Source organism: Ferruginibacter sp. (assembly GCF_031391665.1).
GTDB lineage: Bacteria > Bacteroidota > Bacteroidia > Chitinophagales > Chitinophagaceae > Ferruginibacter.
Genome location: NZ_JANMUN010000088.1, coordinates 1 through 16,971, shown reverse-complemented (window position 1 = coordinate 16,971; position 16,971 = coordinate 1). Strand labels below are relative to the sequence as shown.

At 36.5% G+C, this 16,971-nt stretch carries 14 protein-coding genes; 10 read left to right on the top strand and 4 right to left on the bottom strand.

Going from position 1 to position 16,971, the window contains the following annotated elements; all coding sequences use genetic code 11:
• Positions 1-1,208 (bottom strand): gluzincin family metallopeptidase (locus ACY651_RS06660; RefSeq protein WP_462250983.1); only part of this gene is annotated, 1,208 nt, incomplete at its 3' end.
• A 152-nt stretch (positions 1,209-1,360) separates the two neighbouring features.
• Between ACY651_RS06660 and ligA the strand changes: the two genes are divergently transcribed.
• The 3 genes from ligA to ACY651_RS06645 all read left to right on the top strand — a co-directional run bounded on the left by ligA (position 1,361) and on the right by ACY651_RS06645 (position 4,909).
• Positions 1,361-3,487, top strand: coding sequence for an NAD-dependent DNA ligase LigA (gene ligA, locus ACY651_RS06655; RefSeq protein ID WP_462250981.1), 2,127 nt, complete (start codon positions 1,361-1,363; stop codon positions 3,485-3,487).
• Between the two features lie 104 nt (positions 3,488-3,591).
• Positions 3,592-4,155, top strand: coding sequence for an NUMOD4 domain-containing protein (locus ACY651_RS06650; protein ID WP_462250979.1), 564 nt, complete (start codon positions 3,592-3,594; stop codon positions 4,153-4,155).
• A gap of 94 nt (positions 4,156-4,249) precedes the next feature.
• Complete coding sequence (locus ACY651_RS06645) at positions 4,250-4,909, top strand: DUF2461 domain-containing protein (protein ID WP_462250977.1); 660 nt, start codon at positions 4,250-4,252, stop codon at positions 4,907-4,909.
• A gap of 258 nt (positions 4,910-5,167) precedes the next feature.
• Here ACY651_RS06645 and ACY651_RS06640 read toward each other — a convergent pair whose 3' ends face one another.
• The gene (locus ACY651_RS06640; RefSeq protein ID WP_462250975.1) at positions 5,168-6,049 is read right to left on the bottom strand and encodes a cupin-like domain-containing protein; all 882 of its coding nucleotides are present in this window, start codon (positions 6,047-6,049) and stop codon (positions 5,168-5,170) included.
• Between the two features lie 105 nt (positions 6,050-6,154).
• Between ACY651_RS06640 and ACY651_RS06635 the strand changes: the two genes are divergently transcribed.
• From ACY651_RS06635 to ACY651_RS06625, 3 genes are read left to right on the top strand one after another with little or no spacing between them, the layout of a single operon-like run.
• On the top strand, positions 6,155-6,748 hold the full coding sequence (locus ACY651_RS06635) for a TetR/AcrR family transcriptional regulator (protein ID WP_462250973.1): 594 nt from the start codon (positions 6,155-6,157) through the stop codon (positions 6,746-6,748).
• Between the two features lie 28 nt (positions 6,749-6,776).
• On the top strand, positions 6,777-7,850 hold the full coding sequence (paaE, locus tag ACY651_RS06630) for a 1,2-phenylacetyl-CoA epoxidase subunit PaaE (RefSeq protein WP_462250971.1): 1,074 nt from the start codon (positions 6,777-6,779) through the stop codon (positions 7,848-7,850).
• 33 nt (positions 7,851-7,883) lie between these two features.
• On the top strand, positions 7,884-8,450 hold the full coding sequence (locus ACY651_RS06625) for an NUMOD4 domain-containing protein (protein WP_462250969.1): 567 nt from the start codon (positions 7,884-7,886) through the stop codon (positions 8,448-8,450).
• Positions 8,451-8,646: 196 nt separating this feature from the next.
• Here ACY651_RS06625 and ACY651_RS06620 read toward each other — a convergent pair whose 3' ends face one another.
• Both ACY651_RS06620 and ACY651_RS06615 read right to left on the bottom strand, forming a co-directional pair.
• On the bottom strand, positions 8,647-11,949 hold the full coding sequence (locus ACY651_RS06620) for a choice-of-anchor tandem repeat GloVer-containing protein (RefSeq protein WP_462250967.1): 3,303 nt from the start codon (positions 11,947-11,949) through the stop codon (positions 8,647-8,649).
• 160 nt (positions 11,950-12,109) lie between these two features.
• A complete protein-coding gene (locus ACY651_RS06615) occupies positions 12,110-12,718 on the bottom strand; it encodes a porin family protein (RefSeq protein WP_462250965.1) in 609 nt (202 codons plus the stop codon).
• A 121-nt stretch (positions 12,719-12,839) separates the two neighbouring features.
• On the opposite strand from ACY651_RS06615, the gene ACY651_RS06610 reads away from it, so the two are divergent.
• The 4 genes from ACY651_RS06610 (at position 12,840) to paaB (ending at position 16,924) form a co-directional block, all read left to right on the top strand.
• Positions 12,840-14,750, top strand: coding sequence for a tetratricopeptide repeat-containing sensor histidine kinase (locus ACY651_RS06610; protein ID WP_462250963.1), 1,911 nt, complete (start codon positions 12,840-12,842; stop codon positions 14,748-14,750).
• 51 nt (positions 14,751-14,801) lie between these two features.
• Positions 14,802-15,482 carry a response regulator gene (locus ACY651_RS06605; RefSeq protein ID WP_462250961.1) on the top strand — a complete coding sequence of 227 codons (681 nt, stop codon included), beginning with the start codon at positions 14,802-14,804 and terminating at the stop codon, positions 15,480-15,482.
• 88 nt (positions 15,483-15,570) lie between these two features.
• A complete protein-coding gene (paaA, locus tag ACY651_RS06600) occupies positions 15,571-16,530 on the top strand; it encodes a 1,2-phenylacetyl-CoA epoxidase subunit PaaA (RefSeq protein ID WP_462250959.1) in 960 nt (319 codons plus the stop codon).
• Between the two features lie 22 nt (positions 16,531-16,552).
• Positions 16,553-16,924: a 1,2-phenylacetyl-CoA epoxidase subunit PaaB gene (paaB, locus tag ACY651_RS06595; RefSeq protein ID WP_462250957.1), complete on the top strand. Its 372-nt coding sequence runs from the start codon at positions 16,553-16,555 to the stop codon at positions 16,922-16,924.
• The last annotated feature ends 47 nt before the right edge of the window (positions 16,925-16,971 follow it).

Here is a 16,971-nt window from a genome sequence, read left to right as displayed (position 1 = left end):
TCTGTAACAGCTTTAAATCCGCAAAAAACAATGCCGGGATATTCCATGCCGCCAATATTAGTGGCTACATTTACAGCGCATGGATAAGGATATTCGTACCAGCGCTTACTGTAATTTTCAATACTACCCTTGGTATATTCTGTTGCCCTGCTCCAGCCTTTTTGCCCTGCACTTTCAGCCGGGTATGCACTTATGGCAAGGGAAGTTTTGCCACTTGGCAGGTTTATTTTAGCCGCATCCCAAATAAAACTTTTTGATGATGCCCAGGCCACATCTCTTGAGTTATTGATTTTATACTTCCAGGTTAATGTGGTTGCTGCCGGCCTTGATGATGATTTTCCTACTTCTTTTTCTGTTTGTATCGTTACTGTTTCATCACTTTTTTTTGCTTGCTCCAACCGGGCAATTTGTGTGGGTGTTAATACTTCTGCAGCATTTTGCAACTCGCCGCTGCAAACTACAATATGGCTTGCAGGTGCTGTAATGGCCACTTCAAAATCGCCGTACTCTAAATAAAATTCGCTTGGGCCAAGGTAAGGGTCGGTGTTCCATCCACGTACATCATCAAACACACACATTTTAGGGTACCATTGCGCCACAGTAAAAATATTACCCTGCTTTGTTTTTAAAATGCCGCAGCGGTCGGCGCCATACTCCGGCAATGTAAAAGAAAAATCCATTTTTATTTTTATAACATCGCCGCCGGGTTTCATTGCTTTTGGTAAACGAATTTGCATACGGGTATCGGTTATAATATAATCTGCAGCAGTGCCATCTTCATATTTTACATTAGTAATTTTATCTCCGCCGTTAAAATCACTTTTGCTATCGCCATAGCGGCTGCGACTGCCCACAGGCATACGTGCCTGGCCACGGCTTGTTTTATTAAATAAATTTTGCTCCAACTGCAACCATAAAAAAGGTAATGCATGCGGACTGTTATTTTTATAGGTAATGATTACACTGCCGGTTATTTGATTAGTTACATCATTTAAAGAAGCAGTAATTTGATAATCGGCATTGTTTTGCCAGTAGCCTACGTTGGGTTCGCCGGTTGCGGCCCTGCTGATGGTGCCGCCTGAGGGGTAAAATAATGGTGAGAATAAATTATGAGGATTATATTTTGTTACAATGTTTTCTTCGTTTTGAGAAAATAATTGCACACTTAAAGTAAATAAGCATGTAAATAACAGGAATACTTTTTGCATGAGCTTTATTTTATTGTATGAAGGTAGATAAAACAAGTTTACTGTTAAAACCGCACAAATAAATAAGCGTTTAAGGGCTTTAAAGTTTTTTATAAAATTGTTATTAATAAACCTGCTGCAATTTTTATCTTTGAGGCTGAACAATTTTTATCATGTACAATACTGAGCAAACAAAACAACTGCAGGAAAAAACAAAAGATTTATTAAAATCTGAAATCGGCAATCTGAAATCTGAAATTAATACCCTCCGAAATGTTTTACGTTTTCATGAATACCGCTATTATGTACAAAACGATCCGATTATCAGCGATTTTGAATATGATACGCTTTATAAACAGTTAGAAAAGTTTGAAAAAGAAAATCCATCAGCAGTTACTAAAGATTCGCCAACACAGCGGATAGGCGCAGGGTTGGTAAAAGATTTTGCTAAGGTGCAGCACCTGGTGCCCATGCTTAGTTTAGAAAACAGTTATAACGAAGCCGATCTGCTGGACTGGGATAGAAAAGCAAAAGAATTAAGTGGCCTTGATACAATTGAATATTGTGTAGAGCCAAAATTCGATGGCGCCAGCATCTCCCTTATTTATGAAAATGATTTTTTTACAAGAGGTGCTACAAGAGGTGACGGCGTGGTAGGAGATGAAATTACCATTAATACCAAGCAAATAAAATCCGTACCTCTTTCTGCAAAATTCAGTGAGTTTGGTATTCAGCAAATTGAAATTCGTGGAGAAGTGCTGATGAATAAAAATAATTTTAAAACTTACAACGATAAATTAATTGAAGAAGGTATTCCGCCATTGGCAAACCCACGCAATGCTGCCTCCGGAAGTTTGCGTATAAAAGATACTGCCGAAGTGGGCAAAAGAAATTTAGAAGCCTTTTTATACCACGTTAGTTATATAGTTGATAGTTTAAAGTTGGCAGCTGACAGAAAAAACACAGACGGCCAACTAACAACTAACAACCCTCAACCCTCAACCCACAGCGGTATGCTGGAAATGTTGTGGAACTTAGGTTTTAGAAGCCCGAAAAAAGAAATGAAAGTAGTGCAGGGCATTGCCGGTGTAATACAATATGTAGAAGAATTTGAAAATAAAAGAGATAACCTGCCTTACGAAATTGACGGTATGGTTATTAAAGTAAACGATTTGCAGTTACAGGAAAGGTTGGGCATGACCTCTCATCACCCACGTTGGGCTATTGCTTTTAAATTTAAAGCCCGGCAGGCCACCAGTAAATTAGTGGGTGTGGAGTTTCAGGTGGGGCGTACCGGTGCTGTTACACCTGTAGCAAAATTAGAACCTGTGCAGGTGGGTGGTGTAACGGTTAGCAGCATTTCTATCCATAACGAGGAGTACATTAAAGAGAAAGATTTAATGCTGGGTGATACCGTTTTAATTGAACGGGCTGGTGATGTTATTCCTCAAATTGTGAAATCTTTTACCGAGTTGAGAAATGGCAATGAACAAAAAATTATTTTCCCCACTACATGCCCGGTATGCTCCCACGTTTTATTTAAAACCGAAGATGAAGCAGTATGGCGCTGCACCAATATTAATTGTGAAGCACAGGTGGTAGAAAGAATAATACATTTTGTAAGTAAAGATGCCATGGACATACGCAGTTTTGGCGATGCCAACGTAAGAAAGTTTTACGAATTGGGTTTTTTAAAGGATGTGCCCGGTGTTTATAATTTGCCGTTTGATGAAATAAAAAAAATGGGGGGGTTTGGAGAAAAGTCGATAACCAATTTACAGTCGGCTATTGAAGGCAGTAAAACGCAGCCACTGCACAGGGTTATATATGGGCTGGGCATACGCTATGCAGGAGAAAATACTGCTAAAACCCTTGCCAAAGCTGTTACTCACCTTAACGATTTTGCTAATTATACCGAAGAGCAATTGCAGCAACTGGAAGACGTTGGCGTAAAAGTGGCTAAAAGTATTCATGCGTTTTTTTCAGATGCAGACAATATAAAATTGATAAAAAGACTGGAAGAACTGGGTATAAATCTTAAAAATGAAAAGGGGGTATTAGCCGCCGATGGCAGCTTATCGGGCCAAACATTTTTATTTACTGGCACCTTAAATAAACTTAAACGGAGCGATGCAGAAGCAATGGTAGAAAAAAATGGCGGCAAAATTGCAGGTAGCGTTAGTAGTAAATTAAATTACCTTGTTGTGGGGGAAGATGCCGGCAGTAAATTTGAAAAAGCAAAAAAGATAAATACCGTTCAAATAATAAGTGAAGAAGATTTTATTAAAATGCTCTCCTGATCACAAAAATTTTTTTATATTTATAGTCAACTTTATTCATTTGTAAAAACAATTTTTCGGGTAAGCTCAAATACCCGTATCAAACTCTTAAAAAATCATAGCACATGATTAAAAAAATTAGTGGTGAAACCTGGAAACCAATTCAGTTCACCGGTCACAAAACACTTCGTAAAAAATATGCAGTTTCATCTTTAGGGCGTGCTGCCAGTTTTAGCGAAAATGTTACAGAAGATGGTAAATTACTAACCGGATCTATCACATCGGGTTACCGTACCCTTAATCTTCATGTAAATGGCGGCAATGGTACCATTTACATCCATCGTGAAGTTGCCAGGCAGTTTTGCAAAAAAGCATCGCCAAAACACAAGTATGTTATCCATGTAAATCACAAAAAAAAGGATAACGGTTATAAAAATTTAAAGTGGGCAACGTTAGATGAAGTAAGCAGCCACCAGCAATTTAGTCCTGAAAAAATTGCTTATAAAAAGAGGCAGGCTAATCAAACCGAAGGATTAAAACTTAATGCGGTACAGGTAAAAGCCATTAAGGAAATGATAAAAAATCCGAAAAGAAAATTAACCTACAAGCAAATTGCAGCAAAATATAAAGTAAGCGAAATGACTTTATACCGTATTAAAAGCGGCGAGAACTGGGGCAGGGTGAAATAGAAAAGTAATTAATTAGGAATTTATAATTAGGAATTGGCTTATGGCTGATTCCTTTTTTGTTTTTATGTAAATTTGTTCTCTTTAATAATATTTTATGCTGCAATTATCTACTTTAAAATTTTTAAAAGATCTACACAAGAACAACAACAGGCCCTGGTTTGAAGCACACCGCAAACAATACGAGTTGGTAAAGGAAGATTTTCTTTTACTTACAGAAAAACTTATTGCAGGCATTGCCGCATTTGATAAACCAATTGCACTTTTAAAAGCAAAAGAATGTACGTTTCGTATTAACCGTGATGTGAGGTTTAGTAAAGATAAAAGCCCTTATAAAAATAATATTGCCGGTTACTTTAACCGCAACGGAAAAAAGGGTAATGGAGCAGGCTATTATTTACATATCGAACCGGGCAAAAGTTTTGCCGCTGGGGGTATATGGATGCCCGAACCTAAAGACCTGATTAAAATAAGGCAGGAAATTGATTACAGTTTTGATGAGTGGAAAAAAATTATCAGCAACCTATCATTTAAAAAAACATTTGCCGAAGGCGTAAAAGGAGAAGCGTTAGTAAGGCCGCCAAAAGGTTATGAAGAAGATAACCCCGCCATTCAATATTTAAAACAAAAGAGTTTTATTGTATCCAAACCTTTCACCGATGCGGAAGTGCAAAGCAAAACATTTGTAAAAGAAGTGGCTAATACATTTAAAGCAATGAAACCGATGCTTGATTTTTTAAATGCAGCTGTGGAATAATTTTATGGTTGAAAAAAAACGGCCAGAGATAAAAATCTCCGGCCTTGCTTACCTCTGAAACCACAAGAAAAAAAGGTATAATAATATTATTATGTTTTATTAAACAGTTGATTTTTTAAAAAAGCGAATGTAATTGGATGATAACCGGTTTTGTACAATACAAACTTCCGTAGAGCTTTAAATAAGATTGGAGTGGATTAAATAACCTGAGCAGGATGTAAAAGTAAGGATTTTTTTGTACTTAAGTAATTTATTTTTTTAAATCTTTCCGGCGGCCTTTAATTCATGGTTAGCCAGGTTAAACAGTTGCCGTCTTTTGCGGTTATACCACCACTTTGGTGCGGTTTTTTTCATTAAGGTATCAATATTTCTCATACCAAAAAGTTTCCAAAGGCCTGTAAGTTTACCGCCAATACCGCTCTGTAAAGCCCTCAGGCTCATTGCAAAACCTCCTTCAATATACTCCATATGATGAAAATAACCGGCGGGCATAAACAATGTATCGCCATGTTCCAGAATCACTTCGTAACCTTTTGCCAGTTTAACTGCCGGAAAGTTTTCATAATCAAAATCTTTACTGTAATTGGCAAAATTTGCAAGGCTTAATACTTCCCAGGGTTTGCGGTACAATTTGTACTGCTCTTCAAAAGGAAATAACAGTACTTTTTTCTTACCAATAAACTGTGTATGGAGTATATGGCTCATATCTATATCAAAGTGTATATGGGTAACCGAACCCTGCCCGCCCACAAATAGCATGGGATATTTTTTAACAAAGCCTTTCATTAAATCTTCGGGCCACGTAAAATCGCTCACTACCTGCGGTGCATGCTGAAAAATATTGAAAAGAAAAATTCGTAAATCCAAAGGGCCTTCTTTTACTTTTTTAAGATACTCCCCAAACTTCATATAAGCATCGGCCGTATTAATAGGTGTGTAAGCATCGCTTTTTACATTATTATAAACACCCACTTCTTTATCCCCCACCGTATCAATAAAATAATCCCAGCTCCACTTTTTATACGCCGGCCATTCTTTCGAAAGGTTTTTTATAACCACGGGACGCATGGTTTTATAATATTTATTCTTAAAATCTGCGGCAGAAATTGTATCCACCGTATCTACAGCCTGTAATTGCATAGTTTAAGTTTTTCCCGTGGCAAAATTAGTAATTTATACCTGCCAAAAATATATAAAAAAGAAGTTACAAAAACTAATATGCGTTAGTTTTGTTAAAAACAAAGAATGTCTAAAATTAAGTTGGGTAAAAATACCAGCAAAAAAGATGTCATCATAAAAAAATCCTCTGCTCTTTTTAAAACAAAAGGATTTAATGCTGCATCTATGAGGGAACTGGCAGATGCTGTTGGTGTTGAGGCGCCCAGTCTGTATAATCATATTGGCAGTAAGAGTGAATTATTACAAACTATTTGTTTTAAAGTGGCTAACGAATTTACCACTCAGCTTACCGAAACAGAAAATAAAAAATGCAGCATTACCGATAAGATTGAACTGATCATACGTTTTCACATCACCATGATGCTGGATAAATTTGATGAAGTATTTGTTGCCAACCACGAGTGGAAACATTTGCAGGAACCATTTTTAAGTAACTTTTTAAACCAGCGCCGCAATTACGAAAAAAGATTGGTAGCAATAATAGAAGAAGGCATTGCAAAAAAAGAATTAAAAAATATTAATCCTTATGTGGCAGTACTTACTTTATTATCCGCTGTACGTGGGTTGGAGTTTTGGCAGCGGCATAAAAAAAATATCAGCATTAAAGTTTTAGAAGATGATATGGTAACACATTTATTAAAAGGCATTACAATGCTTTAACAGCACAACAGAACAAAAAATAAATTTTATGGCAGTACATTTTCATACTTTAAAAATTAAAGCAATTAAAAAAGAAACACCCGATTGTGTTTCGATTGCATTTGACATTCCGGAAGAATTAAAAACAATATTTAGTTTTGAACAGGGGCAAAATATTACCCTTAAAAAAAATATTGATGGCGAAGAGTTGCGCCGCTCTTACTCCATCTGCAGCGCACCTTTTGAAAATGAATTGAAAGTGGCTGTAAAAAAAGTTACCGATGGAAAATTTTCCTGTTATGCCAATGATACATTAAAAGAAGGTGATGCAATAGAAGTGTTGCCGCCAACCGGAAAGTTTAACACCCGATTGCAAGCTTCCAATAATAAACAGTATGCAGCTTTTGCAGCAGGCAGCGGTATTACGCCTGTATTGTCTATTATTAAAACCACTTTACAAGCCGAACCGCAAAGCAGTTTTACCTTAATATTTGGCAACCGCAACCGCAGCTCCATTATTTTTTTTGAAGAACTGGAAGCACTAAAAAACATATACCTGCAGCGCTTTAATTTCATCAATATATTAAGCAGAGAAAAAACAGAAATAACCATTAATTACGGAAGAATTGATAAACAAAAATTAACTGACCTGAATAAAATAATTAATTACAACAGTATAGATGATTATTTTATTTGCGGCCCCGAAGAAATGATTTTTTGTGTTAAAGATTTTTTAGAGCAACTAGGAATTGAAAAAAAGAAAATTCATTTTGAATTATTTACAACACCCGGACAAAATAAAATAAAAGAACAAACAACAGCTAACGTAAACAGCGGCGCAAAAAGTAAAGTAACTATAATGGCTGATGGCAGAAGTTTTGATTTTGATTTGGCCTTTAACAGCGCTACCATTTTAGATGCTGCATTGCAACAGGGCGCCGATTTACCTTTTGCCTGCAAAGGCGGCATGTGCTGCACCTGCAAAGCAAAGCTTTTAGAAGGCGAAGTAAAAATGGATGTAAACTGGGGATTAGAAGATGAAGAAGTAAAGCAGGGTTTTATACTTACCTGCCAAAGCCATCCATTAACGGAAAAAGTGGTAGTAGATTTTGATATAAAATAAATTATTTTTGCTAAGGCATTTTAATCATTTTACATGAAAAAAATACAAGGAGAAAAATGGAAAGTAATTACTTTTCATAAAACCGCTTTTGGCAAGCAATATGCCATTTCAAACCTCGGCAGGTTAGTTTGTTTTGATAAACAACCAAATGATGGCACTGCAGTGAAAGGATCTTTGCAGGAAGGGTACCCGATTTGGCGTTTTAGAAAAAAGAAAAAGAATGGCACTACAATATATCCTGGAATTTTACTGCATCGCTTAGTAGCCCAAAATTTTTTACCTGCGCCACAAAAAGGCGAAAAGGTAGTTATACATTTTAATTATAAAAAAACAGATAACCGCTATACCAACCTTGGCTGGGCAACTATACCGGAAGCCTCGGCGCATGCACAAGGCAGTCCGTTTGTAAAAAAAGCAAGAAAACTGGCGGCTGAAAATGGAACTGGGGGCAACACCAAACTTACTATTGAAAAAGTAAAAGAAATTAAAGAATTATTATCGAAAGGTAAAACCTTAAAAGAGATTGCTGCAAAATATAAAGTAAGTGATATGCAGATTTATCGTATTAAAATTGGCGAAAACTGGAAGCATGTTAAATAAAAAACCTGCCGCAAAAAATGCAACAGGGACTTTTACTTTGAAAAACTTACAGTCTTAAAAATATTTTAACTAAAAATAATTACCGCCATCAGAATTAGAATAATCAATAAATCTTTTGTACATAAAGTTGCTTTTAATTAAAAAAATAAATGCAGCTGCTACTGTGCGGCAGCTGCATTAAACTCAAGCACCATTTTTACTCAACAATAATTTTGCCTGCAATTTTATCTTCCCTTCCAATTAATCTTACAAAATACACTCCTTTACATAAGTTGGCAATATTATAACGGTTAGTAAGCTCTTTATTCATTTTCATTACTATTTTACCTGTAATATCTATTATTTGAATTTGTTTAAATGCTGCTGCGCCATTGATAATAATATAATCTTTTGCCGGATTTGGTAAAATACTCACGCTGTATTTTTTACTAAAATCAATTTTCACAATGTTGCTGTAAGTAAAGTGGCCATCTTTATCTATCAATTTTAAGCGGTAATAATTTACGCCATTAAATGGTTGATTATCGTGTATAGTATAATTGGCTTTTTCATAACTGCCTTTTGCTAATACAGTATTTATTTTTGTAAAACCGCCTGAAGTGCCGCTTCTTTCTATTTCAAAGTTTCCAAAATTTATTTCATGCTCTGTTTGCCAGCTAATTCTAACAGCATTATTTTCTTTAACAGCATCAAAGTTTATCAACGTTAAGGGTAACACTGAAAAAGTATTTTTTGCAAAGTAAAAAGATGAGAAAGATGAAATACTTGCAGAAAGCACATAACCATATTCATATAAAGATGCAGTAGTGATTAATTTTGATGCATTAAGAGTTATAGTACCATTGCATGGTTGTTGATTTTTGAATATTGCCACATCATTAATTGTATTAACACCGGATGGCTGGCTTTGTGAATTCACTGCATTTTTTAAAGCAATAAATTCACTTGTTTTTATATACAGTCTTATATCAACATTGGTTGCCGGTTGGGTTTGTACTGTTATAGCAATATTCCTGTCCATATACAATTGCTTTAATGGATCTTCTCTAACCGTGCCGCTGTTTATATATGTTGATGCACTTACATTTCCTAAATTATTGCCATTGGCTTTTATCTCGGCCACCACTTCGCCTGCAGTATTTAAAATGGGCACCCATTGATTATAATTGGTTGCATTAATAACAACCACCGGATAATTTTCGCAGCTATTAGGTATGCCATTGGCAATAAATGCCGGTACAACCGTAAGGCCGTTGTGTGTAGAAGGTAAATTAAAACTACTTGCTGGTGTGTAAGTTGATCGTGTAGTAACAGTGTTTGTTACAGGATCAAGCTGAATAACATTTACATTATTTGCTCCTCTGGTAATGCAATACAAAAAATTTCCGTTTACGGTTAACGGGCCTGGCGGATCGTAACCAGTACCGCCTGCATTGGTTGTAAAATTATAAATAGTGGTAAGCACATTGGTAGCAGGGTCAAGTTGTAAAATACTACCTCTTCCATTGGCTCCCCCAGAGAAAGCCGTCATGTAAAATTTGTTATTGTACAATGTTGGTGCGTTGGATACACTAACGCCGCCGCCTGATGTAAACGAAGCAACAGTTGATGCTGTGTTAGCAACAGGATCGTACATAATTACGCCGCCATTATTATTAGCACCGCCACCCAAAGTGGTTCCATACAATTTGTTGTTGTATAAAGTAAAGGCGCCGTTTGGAGCATTACTTCCGGCGTTCTGTACATCAAATAATTTGCTGAGTACACCTGTTGCAGGATCGTATGAATAGATGATACCAGCATTGCCAATACCATTTGCATTCGTCATCCCATATAATTTGTTATTATAAACGGTAGGTTCGCCAACAGGAAATGAGCCGGCAATGGGTTGCATATCTTTTTTCATATAACTGCTTGTTGCCGGATCATACTCATATAATATTCCGATGTCGCTGATTCCTCCGTTGTTGGTAGTACCATATAATTTACCATTGTAAGCAATGGGTGCAGATACCGGAGCCCGGCCATTAGCTGCACTGTTAGGATAGTCAAACAAAAACTTACGGGAATAAACGGAGGTAGATGGGTCGAACTCCCATAGGCAACCATAAGGAGTACCGAAAACTTCCTGCGGCCCCTGGTAACAGATGCCGTATATTTTGCCATTTAACAAAACAGGCTTGCCCAAAGGTATGCGTCCGTTTTCAGCAGCATTAAAAGTTTTCTTTTTTGTAACGGTGTTGGCAACATAATCATACTCAAACAAATTGCCCTGGTTTGTATAACCTCCGTTAAAACTTACTGCATAAAATTTTGTATTAAATAATGTAAGTGTACTGCCTGGGTTAATGCTGTTATCATAATTATTGGATAGAAAATCATATTTTTTTACAACAGTTGTAGGGTTGGCTGGGTCCCATTCATACACGGTTCCTGTACCATTAACGCCACCTGTACCGCAAAGGGCAAGAAATTTAGAGCCGTTCTGTACTAATTTACCAAGCGGTCCTCCACCGGTAACGGTATAATTAAAATCAACCAGTTTAGTAAATACATTACCAACAGGGTTCAGCTCAAACAAGGTTCCCTGACTATTGGCACCGCCCCCATTTAAACAGCCGTACAATTTATTATTGTACACAATCATTTCATTGTTATTGGCTGCTCCGCCACTTGTACCATCAAAATTTTTTACAATAGTAGTATTAGAGCCATAAGGTAACAATGGGTCTATCATCAACAAAGTGCCGAAATTATTGGCGCCTCCCTGCTGTGTAGTACAATACAACTTATTATTGTATGTGGTTACATTGCTGTAAAAAGTCCACCCGTTTGAGCCTGCTCCCGAGCCGTTCATGTCAACAAGTTTTGTATATACATTTGTAACCGGATCCCATTCAAATACAACCCCCACATTACTGGTGCCACCAGATGCACTTGTACCATACATTTTATTATTTAAAAGACGAAGTGAATTTTGTGGAGAACTGCCACCTGCGCCTGTAAAATCATATTTTTTTGTGTAAACATTTGTTGCAGGATCCCACTCAAAAATTACTCCGGCACCATTAACACCATTTTCGGCACCCAGGCCATAAAATTTATTATTGTACAACAATAACGAACCTTTGGGTCCTCCGCCTGTGGCTGAAACATTTGGTCCAAAATCAAACTTTTTTGTATAGATATTTGCAACGGGGTCGTATTCAAAAATGGTTCCATAATTACTTACTCCTCCCCGGTAAGTAGTGCCATACAATTTTCCGTTATGGGGTATCATTTCCAGGTTAGCGGGGTTTGCACCAAATGTGGTTACCGGAAAATCATATTGCACCTGCATATTTTGTCCCGAGCTATCGGTACTGAACAAATAACCGTTTGATTGCTGGTTGCTTTGTGGTGTGCCGCCAACTAAACCAAATAATTTAGAAACGCCTTGTGATTTTGCTGATACACCAAGTAACAAAGGCATAACAACCAATAATGTAAATTTTTTCATATCCCTGATTTTATATAATAATATATGGTTATTGATTTAAGGGATATTGGAAGGAGATGTAAAATTTCATTTTTAATAACGGCGGGCAAATACTCAATTTGTAGTAGCAGTAATTTTTTTCATTAAGTGCTATTTCTTACTAATGAAATTATTCATCATTTTATTTTTTGAGTTTAAACCCATATGCCAACCGGACACTGAAAGTGCTGCCGGTAATTTTACCTGCGCTAACAATTCCTTTATCAATTCTTGAAAGGCCAGGTGCATAAACAGCATTAATACCAAGGCCAGGCAAAACTTTATTTAGTTTATATCCTGCCCCAAAGCACCAGCTAAAAAAAGCAGATTGTGTATATTTTTTAAAATCAAATTTTCCAGTTGTGTAGTCGCCTTTTGCACTAAGCATTAAACCCAATTGCGGGCCAGTTTCAAAATAAATACCAGGCTGAGTATGGTACTGCAATAACAGTGGAATATTAATACGTTTAATTGTAACTGTACCAGTAACAGTACTTCCATTACTTTTATAACTCTCTTCGGTACCCTCTGCAGAATGAAGCACATTTAACTCTGCCGAAAAATGTTTTGCAAACCCGTAATTAGCAAATACCCCTCCGCAAAAAAAGGTATGGCCGCTGGTGGAGTAAACAGCAGTATTACTGTATTTTTCTTTAGAAAAGTTTGCCCCGGTTTTTATACCAACTGAAAACTGAGACCGGGCAGTAAGCGAAAAGAATATTGTGCCTGATAGGATGATAATTTTTTTCATACTTTGTTTTTAAGGTTTTAAAAATTGTATAACAAAAATTGAATGTTTATTTAGTTGTATAAATACTTAATTTGTAGTAGCAATTTTTAAAATACAGGTATCTATAAAAAATTAACAGCAGATGAGGTACTTATTTATTTTATTTTATTTACTCTTTTTAGAAAGCATTAGTGCGCAAACAAGAAATATTGACAGCATGCAACAGCGCATTGCGGCAGCAGGCACTGATAAAGAAAAGTTAGAAGAGATTATAAAATTATCTGAGCTATCCATAAACCCTGACACTTTATTACCCTATGTGCAAATGGCAGAAGTGATTACTGCCAAAGAAAAAAATAATTTTGATATTACCAGGGCTGCGGTTGTAAGAGTTTATTATTATATCAGAAAGAATTACGTTGACAGCGCACTATCCATCATTAACCATTTAATACCGCTTTACAAAAATGATGAGAAGCGCCAGCCATATTACCTGGGCTTATTATTTTTTAAATCAAAAATATTAGACAGGGGCAACCGCTATACGCAATCGCTAACACAATTATACGAAGTATTGGAATTGGCTGAAATACAAAAAGATACCTTGGTACAAATACAAGCCAAAACCGGTATAGGATGGGTGCAGATGGAAATGGAGCAATATAACGAAGCGTTACGCTGGCTATACAAAGCTTTAAATACTTCAGTAAATAGAAAATTTTATAAAAATTATGGAGCGCTTTACAGCAATATTGCCAGCACTTATAATGCTTTAGGAAAAGCCGATTCAGCAAAAGCATATATTGATTTTGCAATAAAAGATGCCCGTGAAAATAATAATATGCTTTTTCTGGCTACAGCATTAAATATGCAGGCTAAAATATTTATTGATAGTAAGCAATCTCATTTGGCAGAGGCCCCTTTACATGAAGCGGTTGATATAAGAAAAAAAATGAACGACCCATTTTATACTGTATATGATATGAGCAGCCTGGCCAGTTATTATGCTAACAATAAACAAACCCAAAAAGGCATAGCAATATGTAAGGAAGGTATTATGCTGGCTAAACAAAGCGGCCTGTCATCACAATTACTAATGATATATCATTCACTTGCAGAAAATTATAAGGCAGCAAATAATACAATTGAATACAGCAAAACATTAGAAGATATTATAGCGCTAAAAGATTCGTTTAATAATATTAATTCATCTAAACTGTTGGCCGATATGCAGGCCCGTACAGCAGCACAAAAAAATGAGCAGACCATTGTACAGCAGAAATTAAATCTTACAATAAAAAATTACTGGCTTTTTGGCTCAGCTATTTTTACAGTAATGGCGGGTATTATTACCTGGCTGGGGTTTAAATATTACAATCGTAAACAAAAACTTAAAATGCAGTTTGCTCTTGACAAAGAAAAAAGTATTGCGGCACAATCTATAATTGATGCCGAAGAACAGGAACGTAAAAGAATTGCTGCCGATCTGCATGATAATATAGGTGCTTATGCTTCGGCAATACGTGCAGATGTGGAAAAAATAAGTGATAGCGGATTGGAAAAAAATAACGCTTCTCTGCAAAACCTGCAACAGCATTCGCAGGAAATTATTAATTCTTTAAGAGATACTATTTGGGTATTGAACAAAGATAATATTACAATTACCGGTATTAGCGACCGTATAAAAAATTACATAAGCAAGTTGCGTCCAACTTACGATACTGTTCAGTTTAATATCAGTGAGTCCATCGCAAATGATGTTCGTATCAGTTCCCAAAATGCATTAAACATGTTCAGGATAATACAGGAAGCTGTACACAATGCAATAAAGCATAGTAATGCCAGCACTGTTACTGTTACTATCAGCAGTAAAGAAACCATTGTAATAAAAATTACCGACGACGGTAATGGCCTGAAACAAAATAATACTACTGATGGTAATGGCCTGATAAATATGAAAGCAAGAGCCAGGGAGATTGGGATGCAGTTAAATATTAGCTCAATAACAAATGAAGGAACGGCAGTAGTGTTACAAACAGGTACTATAAATTAAGTATTGCGGAGCCATTTAAAAACAAAGAATTTGCAACAAGAAATAAATAAAATGACAAAAGCTATAAAGATTGGACTGGTAGATGACAAAGCCGTAAACCGCAGCAGTGTTACAGGAAAAATTAAGCAGTTTGAAGATCTGGAGTTTTGCTTTACAGCAGTTAATGGTAACGATTGTTTAGAGCAACTGAAAGGTTTGCCATTAGAAAAAATGCCACAGGTGATTTTTATGGATTTGGAAATGCCCGAAATGAATGGTGTGCAAACCATTAATATTGCAAGGGCTTTATACCCTGAAATTTATTTTATTGTATTAACTGTTTTTGATGATGATGATAAAATTTTTGAAGCTATTAAAGCCGGGGCCCACGGGTATTTACTTAAAGATGAAAGTGCCATTACATTACATAACGCTATAACCAATGTAATTGAAAACGGTGGTGCCCCTATGAGTGCCGCCATTGCCCGTAAAGCATTGGATATGCTTAGCAAAGCGCAACTGCAAACCGAAACAAAAATTGCCGAACCAAATTTATTAGATGCATTGGTTACCGAAAGAGAAAAAGAAATTTTGCTGCATACTATTAACGGGCTGGATGCAAAAAGAATTTCAGCAATACTCGATATAAGTGTATTAACCATCCGTAAACACACCGCCAACATTTACCAAAAACTGCATGTAAACAGCAAGGCCCAAATTATTAATCTGGCGCATAAAAATAATTGGGTGTAACTTCTTTCTATTCTTAAAATTCTCCACAAATAATTTTAACTAACACTTGTTAGTTTTTTTATTATTTTTACACTCTAAATTATCTGTTATGCTAATACAGGATTTTGAAAAAATATTTCAGGATGCAATTGATAAAGAAATAAAGATTGAGCCTAAAGACTGGATGCCCGATGCCTATCGCAAAACCAATGTGCGGCAGATAAGTCAGCATGCACACAGCGAAATTGTGGGTATGTTACCCGAAGGTAACTGGATAAGCAGGGCGCCATCTTTAAAAAGAAAAGCTATTTTAATTGCAAAAGTGCAGGACGAAGCCGGCCACGGTTTATATTTATACAGCGCTGCCGAAACATTGGGTACATCAAGAGATGAAATGATAAATGATTTGAACAGTGGTAAAGCAAAATATTCTTCTATATTTAATTACCCCACATTAACCTGGGCAGATATGGGTGCTGTGGGCTGGCTGGTAGATGGTGCTGCCATTTTAAACCAGGTAATGCTTACCCGTACCAGTTATGGACCTTATGCAAGGGCAATGGTACGAATTTGTAAAGAAGAAAGTTTTCATCAACGCCAGGGTTTTGAAAGTTTATTGGTGTTAAGTAAGGGAACAGACGAACAGAAAGCCATGTGCCAGGATGCGATTAACCGTTGGTGGTGGCCATCGCTGATGATGTTTGGACCTAAAGATGCTGAAAGTACCAACAGCGACCAAAGTATGAAATGGAAAATAAAAAGAAAAACCAACGATGAATTACGACAACAGTTTGTTGATATGGCCGTGGAGCAGGTAAAACTTTTAGGCATGACTTTACCCGATGATAAACTACAATGGAATGAACAAAGAAAGCATTACGATTTTGGAGAAATAAACTGGGATGAATTTTGGAATGTAGTAAAAGGTAATGGTCCCTGCAATAAACAAAGATTAACTGCCAGAAAAAAAGCACATGATGATGGTGCGTGGGTAAGAGAAGCAGCGATGGAGCATAGCAGAAAAGCCTCCCTAAATCCCTCCCAAGAAGAGACTTTAGAAGCAGCATAATAATTAAAAATTCTTTTTAAGTATGAATATTAAAATAACTAAATTTTATTACGGAGATATTCCTGATGATAATGCAGGAGGCAACGAATTGCAAAGCGCCAAAGCTCCCACCGCAGGCAATTGGCCTTTATGGGAAGTTTTTGTAAGAAGTAAACAGGGCCTTGATCATAAACATGTGGGCAGCTTACATGCTACCGATGCACAAATGGCCATTGAAAATGCAAGAGATGTTTATACCCGGCGGCAGGAGGGTATTAGTATTTGGGTAGCGGAAAGTAAATATATTACGGCATCAAATCCTGAGCAATCGGGAGAATTGTATGAACCTGCGATTGATAAAGTGTACCGGCACCCAACTTTTTATAATTTGCCTGAGGAAGTAAATCACATGTAAACCCCTATCCCCTAAAGGGGGACTGTTATGGAGAATAAATTAATTGA